General features: G+C 39.4%; 12 protein-coding genes. 11 read left to right on the plus strand and 1 reads right to left on the minus strand.

Annotated features, from left to right (window positions below; genetic code table 11):
- From SFC32_RS05260 to SFC32_RS05305, 10 genes are all read left to right on the plus strand, one after another.
- Positions 1-317, plus strand: a 317-nt coding sequence (locus SFC32_RS05260; RefSeq protein ID WP_411216632.1) for a hypothetical protein, incomplete at its 5' end; no start/stop codon positions are given.
- Positions 318-526: 209 nt separating this feature from the next.
- A complete protein-coding gene (rfbD, locus tag SFC32_RS05265; protein ID WP_411049841.1) occupies positions 527-1,381 on the plus strand; it encodes a dTDP-4-dehydrorhamnose reductase in 855 nt (284 codons plus the stop codon).
- Between the two features lie 183 nt (positions 1,382-1,564).
- Complete coding sequence (locus SFC32_RS05270; protein ID WP_411049840.1) at positions 1,565-3,076, plus strand: hypothetical protein; 1,512 nt, start codon at positions 1,565-1,567, stop codon at positions 3,074-3,076.
- A 273-nt stretch (positions 3,077-3,349) separates the two neighbouring features.
- Positions 3,350-4,156 (plus strand): dihydroorotate dehydrogenase electron transfer subunit, encoded by an 807-nt coding sequence (locus tag SFC32_RS05275; protein ID WP_205401381.1) that lies wholly within the window; start codon positions 3,350-3,352, stop codon positions 4,154-4,156.
- A 12-nt stretch (positions 4,157-4,168) separates the two neighbouring features.
- A complete protein-coding gene (locus SFC32_RS05280) occupies positions 4,169-5,113 on the plus strand; it encodes a dihydroorotate dehydrogenase (RefSeq protein WP_214222917.1) in 945 nt (314 codons plus the stop codon).
- Positions 5,114-5,329: 216 nt separating this feature from the next.
- Positions 5,330-6,022 (plus strand): orotidine-5'-phosphate decarboxylase, encoded by a 693-nt coding sequence (gene pyrF, locus SFC32_RS05285; RefSeq protein WP_411049839.1) that lies wholly within the window; start codon positions 5,330-5,332, stop codon positions 6,020-6,022.
- Between the two features lie 53 nt (positions 6,023-6,075).
- Positions 6,076-6,705: an orotate phosphoribosyltransferase gene (gene pyrE, locus SFC32_RS05290; RefSeq protein ID WP_006532509.1), complete on the plus strand. Its 630-nt coding sequence runs from the start codon at positions 6,076-6,078 to the stop codon at positions 6,703-6,705.
- A 74-nt stretch (positions 6,706-6,779) separates the two neighbouring features.
- Entirely contained in the window at positions 6,780-7,280 is a 501-nt protein-coding gene (locus SFC32_RS05295) for a YbhB/YbcL family Raf kinase inhibitor-like protein (RefSeq protein ID WP_411049838.1), read from the plus strand.
- An 18-nt stretch (positions 7,281-7,298) separates the two neighbouring features.
- Positions 7,299-7,952: a uracil-DNA glycosylase gene (locus SFC32_RS05300; RefSeq protein ID WP_074559862.1), complete on the plus strand. Its 654-nt coding sequence runs from the start codon at positions 7,299-7,301 to the stop codon at positions 7,950-7,952.
- A 12-nt stretch (positions 7,953-7,964) separates the two neighbouring features.
- The gene (locus SFC32_RS05305) at positions 7,965-9,233 is read left to right on the plus strand and encodes a dihydroorotase (protein ID WP_411049837.1); all 1,269 of its coding nucleotides are present in this window, start codon (positions 7,965-7,967) and stop codon (positions 9,231-9,233) included.
- Between the two features lie 19 nt (positions 9,234-9,252).
- Here SFC32_RS05305 and plsY read toward each other — a convergent pair whose 3' ends face one another.
- Positions 9,253-9,897 carry a glycerol-3-phosphate 1-O-acyltransferase PlsY gene (plsY, locus tag SFC32_RS05310; RefSeq protein ID WP_074563511.1) on the minus strand — a complete coding sequence of 215 codons (645 nt, stop codon included), beginning with the start codon at positions 9,895-9,897 and terminating at the stop codon, positions 9,253-9,255.
- A 222-nt stretch (positions 9,898-10,119) separates the two neighbouring features.
- Here plsY and parE point away from each other — a divergent pair, with 222 nt between their 5' ends.
- A complete protein-coding gene (gene parE / locus SFC32_RS05315; protein WP_074625832.1) occupies positions 10,120-12,069 on the plus strand; it encodes a DNA topoisomerase IV subunit B in 1,950 nt (649 codons plus the stop codon).
- Positions 12,070-12,075 lie beyond the last annotated feature (6 nt).

Genomic DNA, 12,075 nt, shown 5'->3' on the forward strand with positions numbered 1-12,075 from the left:
TTTTTGTGGCTGGATTAGTTGGATTTTATAATATTATTTCCTTGAGTAATATTATTGTAAATATACCGTTTAGAAAATATATTATATCTATTGGATTACATACAAAGTTTATTTTGATTACACATTATTATTTATGTAGAGGGTTAGTAATGAAATTTTTAGTGCTAATAGGACTTGAAATTCAAAAATATAATGCTCTTTTTCAATTAATCGCAACATTGATTATTATCTTTATGTATGTAGCTTTTTTTGAACTTTTTGATAAATACGCTTCAAGTTATGTGAAACAAATAGTTAAAAAAATTGGTATTTTATAATTATAAAATAATATTTTATCTCATACGACCAATGGTCATAGTTTGCTCTCTTTAATCTTTAGTCATATGGGATTTTTTGTGTTCATCTTGCTAAAGATTGGGTAATCTTCCTTTCAATTACTGCTTTTTCTGAAAAAATAGTGTAAAATAGTAGGGAATGATTTAAAAGGTTTGAAAGCCTTTAATTAGATATTATGAGGAGTGCTAAAATGATTTTAGTTACAGGTGCCAATGGGCAATTAGGAACAGAATTACGTTATCTTTTGGATGAACGTGGTGAGGAGTATGTAGCGGTTGACGTTGCAGAAATGGACATCACTAATGCTGAGAAAGTTGATGAAGTATTTGCACAAGTAAAACCAACACTTGTTTACCACTGTGCGGCTTATACTGCGGTTGATGCGGCTGAAGATGAAGGTAAAGAACTTGATTATGCTATCAACGTGACAGGTACTGAAATCGTAGCTAAAGCTGCAGCAAAATATGGTGCAACTCTTGTTTACATTTCAACTGACTATGTTTTTGATGGTAAAAAACCAGTTGGTCAAGAATGGGAAGTTGATGATACTCCAGATCCTCAGACTGAATATGGTCGTACAAAACGTTTGGGTGAAGAAGCAGTTGAAAAATACGCTAAAAACTTCTACATCATCCGTACTGCTTGGGTATTTGGTAACTACGGTAAAAACTTTGTCTTCACAATGCAAAACCTTGCCAAAACTCATGACACATTGACAGTTGTTAATGACCAACACGGTCGTCCAACTTGGACTCGTACGTTGGCAGAATTCATGACTTACTTGACAGAAAACCAAAAAGAATTTGGTTACTACCACTTGTCAAATGATGCTGCTGAAGATACAACTTGGTATGACTTCGCGGTTGAAATCTTGAAAGATACTGACGTTGTGGTTAAACCAGTTGACTCAAGCCAATTCCCAGCAAAAGCAAAACGTCCACTTAACTCAACAATGAGTCTTAAAAAAGCAAAAGCTACTGGCTTTGTCATTCCAACTTGGCAAGAAGCTTTGCAAGAATTCTACAAACAAGACGTTAAAAAATAATCTTGATAAATAGAAGAAACTGAGTTACGACTTGGTTTCTTTTTTGGTTTAAATATATCGTTCGGTTTTTCTTTTTATTTTCAGGCTTCTTATCTTTTTTTCGTTGTCCTTTTGCCTATTATATGATATATTAGTAGTAAAAGATTGTAATAAAAATGTAATATAAATTGTAAGGTGAGTGTGATGGTAGTGAAGAAAGATATGAACTCAAATGGACATCGTTTATTAATTCAAAAATTACTTGTCAGCATTCATTACCTAACACTTTTCAGAGATGAGATTGTTTTGGTTGAGAAGACCCCATCTTTATTGGGGGCTTCTTTTTCGCCAAATGTTGTGCAATCAGAGTTAGGTGAAATTTTGGCAGCAGTGGATGCGCTTTCTAAGCAAGAAAAGTTGATTAAGTCAACTTTCTGGTATGATGAAGCGTCATTCAGATTGATGAATCACTCTTTGGATATTGTCGGTACTTGGGTTCGTGGGATTGATAACGTCTTAGAAATTTGCGAGTCTAAGTCTGTTTTCCATGCGATTTTGGGTGACAATCGTCAGCGTGTTTTTGGTGTTTTGATTGATGTCTTTACCTCTCTTCGTGTGACAAATTTATCAATCAAAGAAGAATCTGAATACCCTCTTTTGGTTGATCCGCTACAAGTTGTGGAATACAAGAAAAGAGAAGTCAAAAAAGCAGAGCTAATGGCTAAGATTGATGCCTTGACGCCAAGAAAATCTGAAGAAGTTTATGATGACAGTAAAGACGAAAAAGTTGAGTCTATCCCAGAATTAGTAGAAAAAGAATTAGCTAAAGAAAAAGCAGCTAAGTCCGAAAAAGTTCTTGGACCAGGCGAATTAAAAGAAGTTGTTAAAGAAAACGACGAAGTAGCCGATAACCAAGAAGCTGCTGAGGAAGCCCTTGAAACTGTCGTTACTGACGAAGCAGAAACTGTTGAAACTACTGATGCTGAAGAAGTAAGCGAATCAGTTGTTGAGGTAGAGGTGGAAAATTCTGACGAGGAGAATGAAGAGCAAGTTCAAGAAGAAGTGACTCAATCTCCTGAAGAAGAAACTGAACAAGAAGTCTCAGAAGAAGCTGAGCTTGAAGAAGTTTCTGATGAAAATGAAGAAATTGAAGAAACTGCAGAACTAGAAGTTGAAGACGACCTTGTCGAGGCAGAAGAGCCTGAGACAGTTGAGTTGGAAGAACCAGCTGACGAAGTTGCCACGAGCGATGAAAAACAAGTTAGTGATGAAGTTCTTCTTGATGAAGAATCTGAGAAAGAAGAAGTCAAAGAGTCTGAATTTCCAGTAATCAGTCGTGATGAGGCTGTTAAACAGTTTCGTCACTTCCTTTTCGACCATAAAGGTTTGGTGTGTGTCTTGGATGCTGGAGATGATTTGAAGCGCGAGATTAACTTCCACAATGCGTTTGATCGTTTTTACGGTGCAGTAGATAATATTTCAGATTGTTTGGTTATTCTTGAAAATGTTTTGGATGAATTACGCCGCCGTAAAAAAGAAGTCTTTGATGCAGAAGGAAACTTGATTAGCGAACCGACTGAACCAATCAATCTATTGATTTATGGTCAAAATATCTTATTAGAAGATAGCCGCTTTGAAACCTTGATGTCAGAAATCGCCCCATTTACCGGACGCTCTGATTTACACATCTATTCTTATGCAGCATATCTAGATTAAAAAAACTGTCCAGTGGACAGTTTTTTCACGAGCCTAAAAATAAGAAAGCGAGTTAAGTCCATCAGAAACTTACAAAAATAATTGACAAGCAAATGAAAACGCGTTATAATAGTGAAAATTTGAAAACCTTTAATTAAGTCCAGAGAGACTTTCAAGGTTACTGTAAAAAAGAGTGTTATCTCTGATAAAGGGTATGAGTGTACTTTGGTGTGCTCTGCTTATTTTGCTGTAACCTTGCCTTCTGGCGAGGTTTTTTTGTGTGAAAGGAACACTATGAATTCAAGTTGTAAAGACAAAACTTCTGTGTTAAAAGAAGATTTACTGATTGTTAGTCAACGTGAGATTGCCCCACGCATTTTTGAGATGAAGCTTTCTGGTGAGATGGTCTTGGACATGGCACCTGGTCAATTTTTGCACTTGCGTGTGCCGGATCCTAGCAAACTCTTGCGACGTCCGATTTCGATTTGTCAGATTGATAAGGTCAATAAAGTAGCAACAATTGTTTACCGAGTAGAACGTGCTGGGACGACTATTTTATCTCAGCTAAAAGCTGGTGATCGTGTTGATACTATGGGACCTCAGGGAAATGGTTTTGATCTTTCTGTGGTTTCTGCTGGGCAAAAAGCTTTACTAATCGGTGGGGGTATTGGTGTTCCGCCTTTGGTTGAAACAGCTAAGCAGCTTGCTGCTAAGGGTGTTGAAGTTGTTTCTGTGCTTGGCTTTGCGACTAAAGATGCTGTAATTCTAGAAGAGGAATTGTCAGCTTATGGTAAGGTTTATGTGACAACAGATGATGGCTCATATGGTATTAAGGGTTATGTGTCAACGGTTGTCGATGATTTGGTTGAAAAGCAGTCGTTTGATGCCATTTATTCATGTGGTGCGCCCGGTATGCTAAAATATGTGGACAAGAAATTTGAAAATCACCCACATGCTTATTTGTCAATGGAATCACGTATGGCTTGTGGCATGGGAGCTTGCTACGCTTGCGTAGTACATTTGCGAAATGCCAAAGAAGCAGCCAACAAGCGTGTGTGTGAAGATGGTCCAGTCTTTGAAACTGGTCAAATCATTTTGTAAGGAGGCAAAATCATGTCAGAAAATCGTTTAGCGGTCAAACTTCCAGGGCTTGATTTGAAAAATCCGATTATCCCAGCATCAGGATGTTTTGGTTTCGGACAAGAATATGCCAAATACTATGATTTGGATAAACTTGGCTCAATCATGATTAAGGCAACGACCAAGGATGCGCGTTTTGGAAATCCGACACCTCGTGTGGCAGAAACACCGTCAGGCATGCTAAATGCTATTGGGCTGCAAAATCCTGGTGTTGATGTGGTCTTGTCAGAAAAACTGCCTTGGTTAGCTGAGCATTTCCCAGAATTGCCAATCATTGCTAATGTTGCAGGATTCTCAAACGACGAATACGCTTATGTGTCAGAAAAGATTTCAAAAGCTCCAAACGTCAAAGCAATTGAGCTTAACATCTCATGTCCGAATGTTGACCACGGTAATCATGGCCTTTTGATTGGTCAGGTACCAGAATTGGCTTATGCTGCTGTTAAAGCCAGTGTAGAGAACTCAGATGTGCCAGTCTATGTCAAGTTAACACCAAGCGTCGCTGACATTACGACGGTTGCTAAGGCTGTTGAAGAAGCCGGTGCGACAGGATTTACCATGATTAATACTTTGGTTGGTATGCGATTTGATTTGAAAACACGTAAACCAATCATTGCCAATGGTACTGGAGGCATGAGCGGTCCAGCGGTCTTTCCAGTAGCTCTTAAGCTTATTCGTCAAGTAGCGCAAAGTTCTGATTTACCAATTATTGGCATGGGTGGTGTTGATTCGGCAGAAGCAGCCATTGAGATGATGATTGCTGGTGCGTCAGCTATCGGTGTTGGAACAGCAAACTTTGCAGATCCTTACGCTTGTCCAAATATCATCGATCGTTTACCAGAAGTCATGGACCAATATGGCATCACAGATCTCGAGACTTTACGTCGCGAAGTTCGTCAAGAATTACGCGGCAAATAAGCTCTGCTATTTGATTAAAAAGTCAGTAAATTTTTGACTTTGATTGTAAAAAAAGATATAATATTAACAACTGAATAACCTTTAATTGAGTCCAGAGAGGCGAGAAAGGTTCGTGAAAAAAGAAGATATAATCTTTGATAATGGGGTGTTTGCTACCCTGCTTTTCGTGTAACCTCGCCCTCGGGCGGGGTTTTCTTTATAGAAAAAGGAGAAAAAATGCACGAAAGTCGTCCGATTATTGCTCTTGATTTTCCATCATTTGATGATGTGAAATCATTTCTTGCTTTGTTCCCTGCAGATGAGAAGCTCTATGTCAAGATTGGTATGGAACTTTATTATGCTGAAGGGCCAGAGATTGTTCGTTATGTGAAATCTCTTGGACACTCAGTTTTCCTAGATTTGAAATTACATGACATTCCGAATACGGTTAAATCAGCAATGCGTGTGCTTTCAAATCTAGGTGTGGACATGACCAATGTTCACGCAGCTGGTGGTGTTGAGATGATGAAAGCGGCGCGCGAAGGGCTTGGACAAGGTCCAAAACTGATTGCAGTAACTCAATTAACCTCAACATCAGATGAACAAATGAAAGCAGACCAAAACATTCAGACAAGCTTGGTTGATTCTGTGCTTCATTATGCGAAAAAGGCAGAAGAAGCTGGTCTTGCTGGTGTTGTCTGCTCGGCTTGCGAGGTTGCCGTTATCAAAGAGGCAACGTCAGATGATTTTGTTTGTTTGACACCAGGTATTCGCCCAGCAGGAGCTTCGGTTGGTGACCAAAAACGCGTCATGACACCAAGTCAAGCATCAGCTATCGGATCAAGTTATATCGTTGTTGGACGACCAATTACAAAAGCGGATGATCCTGTTGCGGCTTACAAAGCCATTTACGATGAATGGAATGCTTAGTATTTTAATACTAAAGTGAAAATTGATTTTTGAGTTTAGAAAAGAGGAATAAAATGACTTTAGCATCACAAATTGCATCAGATTTGCTTGATATTCAAGCAGTTTACTTAAAACCAAATGATCCATTTACATGGGCATCTGGAATCAAATCACCAATCTACACAGATAACCGTGTGACTTTGTCTTACCCAGAAACACGTACTTTGATTGAAAATGGTTTTGTTGACAAAATCAAAGAAGAATTTCCAGAAGTTGAAGTGATTGCCGGAACTGCAACAGCTGGTATCCCACACGGTGCCATTATCGCTGATAAGATGAATCTTCCATTTGCTTACATTCGTAGCAAACCAAAAGATCACGGTGCTGGAAATCAAATCGAAGGTCGTGTAAGAAAAGGTCAAAAAATGGTTGTCGTTGAAGACCTTATCTCTACTGGCGGTTCAGTCCTTGAAGCCGTTGCAGCTGCAGAACGTGAAGGTGCTGATGTTATCGGTGTGGTTGCCATCTTCACTTATGAATTGCCAAAAGCAACTGAAAACTTTGAAAAAGCAGGTGTAAAACTTGTAACACTTTCTAACTACACAGAGCTTATCAAAGTGGCTAAAGTGCAAGGTTACATCACTGCTGATGATTTGACATTGTTACGTAAGTTCAAAGAAAATCAAGAAACTTGGCGTGACTAATTGAGTTAGTATTTGGCTACTAAGGTGAAAAAACTTTGGTGGCCTTCTTGGTTTAAACATGGAAAGGGGTTATAATGAAACTATCATCACCATTTAAAGATAATGTTTTACCAGATACCTACGCTAAAGGGGCTAGTGTTCAAGTGAGAGGAAACGCTGTGATTTCTTTTCCTTTTACGATTGAGGATGCTCCCAAAGGAACAAAGACATTTGCTTGGACCTTTGTCGACTATGATTCTATTCCAGTTTGTGGCTTTGCTTACATTCACTGGGTAGTGGCTAATGTTCCTAGTGATATGACATCTATCTCAGAGGATTTTTCTCGTCTAGATGCTAAGCACACTCATGGTAAAAATAGCTTGGTTAGCAAGTTTTTAAATGAGGATAACTCAGATATTTATGATGGTTATATGGGACCATATCCACCGGATAAAGACCATGTTTATACCCTTACGGTCTATGCTTTGGATTGTGAATTGCCACTTGAAAATGGTTTTTACATGAATGATTTGCTACATGTTATGGATGGTCATGTCTTGGCAAAAGAAAAGCTAGATTTAGTAGGGAAATACTAAAACTAACGAGGAGTGAACATGCAACATTCAACTTGGCATGAATTAATTAAAAAGGAATTACCAGAGCATTATTTTGGGCAAATCAATCAGTTTATGGACTTCGTCTATCAACAAGAATTGGTTTACCCACCACGTGAAAAAGTCTTTAACGCGATTCAGACAACAGCGCTAGAAAATGTAAAAGTTGTCATCATTGGTCAGGATCCTTATCATGGTCCGAATCAAGCACAAGGCTTGTCATTTTCAGTGCCAGAAGACATTCCAGCTCCGCCATCTTTGCAAAATATTTTGAAAGAATTGGCAGATGATTTGGGGCAACGTGATCACCACGATTTAACACCGTGGGCACAGCAAGGAGTGCTTCTTTTAAATGCTTGCTTGACAGTTCCAGCTGGTCGTGCAAATGGGCATGCTGGTCAAATCTGGGAACCTTTCACAGATGCGATTATCAAGGTGGTTAACCAAAAAGAAACACCTGTTGTCTTCATCTTGTGGGGCGGCTTTGCACGTAAGAAAAAAGCTCTCATTACCAATCCTATCCATCATGTCATTGAAAGTGCGCATCCAAGTCCACTCTCAGCTTATCGAGGATTTTTTGGCAGCCACCCTTTCTCAAAAGCTAACGCTTATTTGACAGAGGATGGCCTCGAACCAATTGATTGGTTGAAATAATAGGAGTTTAACATGTTACTTATTAAAAATGGTCGTGTTGTTGATCCGAAATCTGGTTTTGATCAGGTAGCGGATGTACTTGTTGATGGTAAAAAAGTTGTTAAGATTGCGGATGCAATTGAAGAAGCTGGCGCTGAAGTAATTGACGCTACTGGTCTTGTTGTGGCACCAGGTTTGGTGGACATTCACGTACACTTCCGTGAACCAGGTCAAACGCATAAAGAAGACATTCACACAGGTGCATTAGCAGCGGCAGCTGGTGGCTTCACATCAGTTGTGATGATGGCAAATACCAACCCTACCATTTCTGACGTTGAGACTTTGAAAGAAGTTTTAGCAAGTGCAGCTAAGGAGAACGTTCACGTTTACACTAATGCAACCGTAACGAAAAACTTTGACGGCAAGACTTTGACTGATTTTAAGGCATTGCTTGAAAATGGTGCTCTTAGCTTTTCTGACGATGGTATTCCGCTTCAAAGCACAAAAGTGTTAAAAGAAGCCTTGGATTTGGCTAAAGCAAACAACACATTTGTGGCTGTGCACGAAGAAGACCCAGAATTAAACGGCATCCTTGGATTTAACGAAGGTATCGCACGTGATAAATTCCATTTCTGCGGAGCAACAGGTGTGGCAGAGTATAGTATGATTGCGCGTGATGTTATGATTGCCTATGACCGCGGAGCTCATTTGCATATCCAACACTTGTCAAAAGCTGAATCAGTGAAAGTGGTTGAATTTGCTCAACAATTGGGAGCAAACGTCACTGCAGAAGCAGCACCGCAACATTTCTCAAAAACAGAAGACTTGCTTTTAATCAAAGGCTCTGCAGCTAAGATGAATCCACCACTTCGTACAGAAAAGGACCGCTTGGCGGTTATCGAAGGTTTGAAATCTGGTGTGATTTCAGTGATTGCGACTGACCACGCGCCACACCATGCCGACGAAAAGAATGTCGATGACATCACAAAAGCCCCATCAGGTATGACAGGACTTGAAACATCATTATCTCTTGGTTTGACAAACTTGGTAGCGACAGGCGACTTGACGCTTTTAGAATTGCTTGCTAAGATGACCATTAATCCATCATCTATGTATGATTTCGATGCAGGTTATTTGGCTGAAAATGGCCCAGCTGACATCGTGATTTTCGCTGACAAAGAAGAACGTGTCGTGTCTGACAACTTTGCTTCTAAAGCTTCAAATTCACCATTTATCGGTGAAAAACTTCAAGGTGTTGTCAAATACACTATCTGTGATGGTAACATTGTATATAAAGCATAAAAAAGAAATTAGCATTTTGCTAATTTCTTTTTTGTTCTTGATGACTTAAATTCATTCCCCAAGGAACGAGGTTTTCTTGGTGATTTTTAATACGAATGATATTATCTTTGTGTCGTACAATGATGATGCCTGCAATAATGATAATGAGTAATGTAAAGAGCAAATCATAGTGAGTAAGCAAGAAGCCAAATGCTGGAAAGACAAGAACGCTCACCACAGCTGCGCTTGCAGCAACAACACTAGACAATGAAATCATGCTATAAAGGTAAAGGGTGATGACAAAGATAACGGCAAGAAAGAGAAGAAATAGCGGTGCATATCCAAGAAGAACACCAGCACTTGTCGCAACTGCCTTTCCACCTTTAAACTGTGCAAATAGTGGGAAGGTATGGCCAATAATGGCAAACAAACCGATAAGAACAGGTGACACACCACTAACACCAAAGATAAGTGGAAGAAGTGCTGCCAGAGTTCCTTTTAGCATGTCAATCACAAATGTGACAATTCCTGCTTTGACACCTAAAACTCGAAAAGTATTGGTTGTCCCAGTATTACCGCTACCATGTTCTCTGAGGTTGACATGATAGAAGAATTTTCCAATCCATAGACCAGTTGGGATTGACCCCAACAAGTATGCAATCACAATCATAACTAAAATTTTCATGTTTTCATTATAACATAATCAGTTCTTATGAAAAGGCAAAATTTGAAAAATAAATAACTTGAAGAATCAAGTTAAATTTGTGATAACGCTTTAAATTTGTTATACTATTTCATGAAAAAATTAGTGATTTTCCTTGTAAAATCCTTATTCGATTTGATTTTTTTTTGCAAAAATCTGAAAAAACTTGTAAGATAAAAAAGATGAATTATTTGGAGGTCGCTTTTGGCTAAAAAAGAAATTAATGTAAATAATTATAATGACGATGCCATTCAAGTGTTAGAGGGGCTTGATGCCGTACGTAAACGCCCCGGAATGTACATCGGTTCAACAGATGCGACAGGACTACATCATTTAGTTTGGGAGATTGTTGACAATGCCGTAGATGAAGCTCTTTCTGGCTTTGGTACTCAGATTGATGTTATTCTTAATCAAGATGGTAGTGTGACAGTAAAAGACCAAGGACGTGGGATGCCAACTGGTAAGCACGCTATGGGGATTCCAACTGTAGAAGTTATCTTCACTGTGCTTCACGCAGGTGGTAAATTCGGTCAAGGTGGTTATAAAACATCTGGTGGGCTTCACGGTGTGGGGTCTTCAGTTGTTAATGCCCTCTCAAGATGGCTTGAAGTCGAAATTACTCGTGATGGTGCGGTTTACAAACAACGTTTTGAAAATGGCGGTAAACCTGTGACAACCCTTAAAAAGATTGGAACAGCACCAAAATCTAAGTCAGGTACTATGGTTACTTTTATGCCTGATGACACGATTTTCTCAACGACAGACTTTAAATTTAACACCATTGCTGAGCGCTTAAAAGAATCTGCCTTTTTGCTTAAGAATGTTACATTGACGTTGACGGATAATCGTCCAGAAGAAGCAGAACATCTAGAATTCCATTATGAAAATGGGGTGCAAGACTTTGTTGAATATCTTAACGAAGACAAAGAAACATTAACACCTGTCATTTGGGTGACTGGTGAAGACCAAGGTTTCCAAGTCGAAGTTGCACTTCAATACAATGACGGTTTCTCAGATAACATCCTTTCGTTTGTTAACAATGTTCGTACTAAAGATGGTGGAACACACGAGACAGGATTGAAATCTGCTATTACCAAGGCGATGAATGACTATGCTCGCAAGTCAGGTCTTTTGAAAGAAAAAGATAAGAATCTTGAAGGGTCAGATTACCGTGAAGGGCTATCTGCAGTGCTTTCAATCTTGGTTCCAGAAGAACACTTGCAATTTGAAGGGCAAACCAAAGACAAACTTGGTAGTCCTCTAGCGCGTCCGATTGTAGACAGTATTGTCTCTGAAAAACTCACCTTCTTCCTTTTGGAAAATGGTGAAGTGGCGTCTAACCTTGTTCGTAAGGCTATCAAAGCGCGTGATGCCAGAGAAGCAGCTCGTAAAGCGCGTGATGAATCTCGTAATGGTAAGAAGAACAAGAAAGACAAAGGACTCCTTTCTGGAAAATTGACACCAGCACAGTCTAAGAACCCTAAGAAAAATGAACTGTATCTCGTCGAAGGGGATTCTGCCGGCGGTTCAGCTAAGCAAGGGCGTGACCGCAAGTTCCAAGCTATTTTGCCACTTCGTGGTAAAGTCTTGAACACGGCAAAAGCAAAAATGTCTGACATCGTGAAAAATGAAGAAATCAATACCATGATTTACACCATTGGTGCGGGTGTCGGTGCTGAATTTAACGTTGAAAATTCAAACTACGATAAAATCATTATTATGACCGATGCAGATACCGACGGTGCTCACATTCAGACATTGTTACTAACTTTCTTTTACCGTTACATGCGTCCGCTTGTGGAAGCAGGGCATGTCTACATCGCTTTGCCACCTTTGTATAAAATGTCTAAAGGTAAAGGCAAGAAAGAGCAAGTTGAGTATGCTTGGACTGATGGTGAGTTAGAAGAACTGCGTCAAAAATTTGGTAAAGGAGCTCAACTCCAACGTTACAAAGGTCTTGGTGAAATGAATGCCGACCAATTGTGGGAAACAACGATGAACCCTGAAACACGTACCCTTATTCGTGTGACTATTGATGATTTGGCGCGTGCCGAACGCCGTGTCAGTGTCCTTATGGGTGACAAAGTTGAACCACGCCGCAAATGGATTGAAGATAACGTTAAATTCACCTTGGAAGAAAATACAGTGTTTTAATGGTCT

It is taken from the genome of Streptococcus sp. TATVAM-FAB8 (assembly GCF_046592795.1).
GTDB classification, from domain to species: domain Bacteria; phylum Bacillota; class Bacilli; order Lactobacillales; family Streptococcaceae; genus Streptococcus; species Streptococcus ruminicola.

Bases quoted from the DNA above. Each gene is read 5' to 3' on its own strand.
- rfbD (WP_411049841.1), top strand. From the start codon at position 527: ATGATTTTAGTTACAGGTGCCAATGGGCAATTAGGAACAGAATTACGT.
- SFC32_RS05270 (WP_411049840.1), top strand. From the start codon at position 1,565: ATGGTAGTGAAGAAAGATATGAACTCAAATGGACATCGTTTATTAATT.
- SFC32_RS05275 (WP_205401381.1), top strand. From the start codon at position 3,350: ATGAATTCAAGTTGTAAAGACAAAACTTCTGTGTTAAAAGAAGATTTA.
- SFC32_RS05280 (WP_214222917.1), top strand. From the start codon at position 4,169: ATGTCAGAAAATCGTTTAGCGGTCAAACTTCCAGGGCTTGATTTGAAA.
- pyrF (WP_411049839.1), top strand. From the start codon at position 5,330: ATGCACGAAAGTCGTCCGATTATTGCTCTTGATTTTCCATCATTTGAT.
- pyrE (WP_006532509.1), top strand. From the start codon at position 6,076: ATGACTTTAGCATCACAAATTGCATCAGATTTGCTTGATATTCAAGCA.
- SFC32_RS05295 (WP_411049838.1), top strand. From the start codon at position 6,780: ATGAAACTATCATCACCATTTAAAGATAATGTTTTACCAGATACCTAC.
- SFC32_RS05300 (WP_074559862.1), top strand. From the start codon at position 7,299: ATGCAACATTCAACTTGGCATGAATTAATTAAAAAGGAATTACCAGAG.
- SFC32_RS05305 (WP_411049837.1), top strand. From the start codon at position 7,965: ATGTTACTTATTAAAAATGGTCGTGTTGTTGATCCGAAATCTGGTTTT.
- plsY (WP_074563511.1), bottom strand. From the start codon at position 9,897: ATGAAAATTTTAGTTATGATTGTGATTGCATACTTGTTGGGGTCAATC.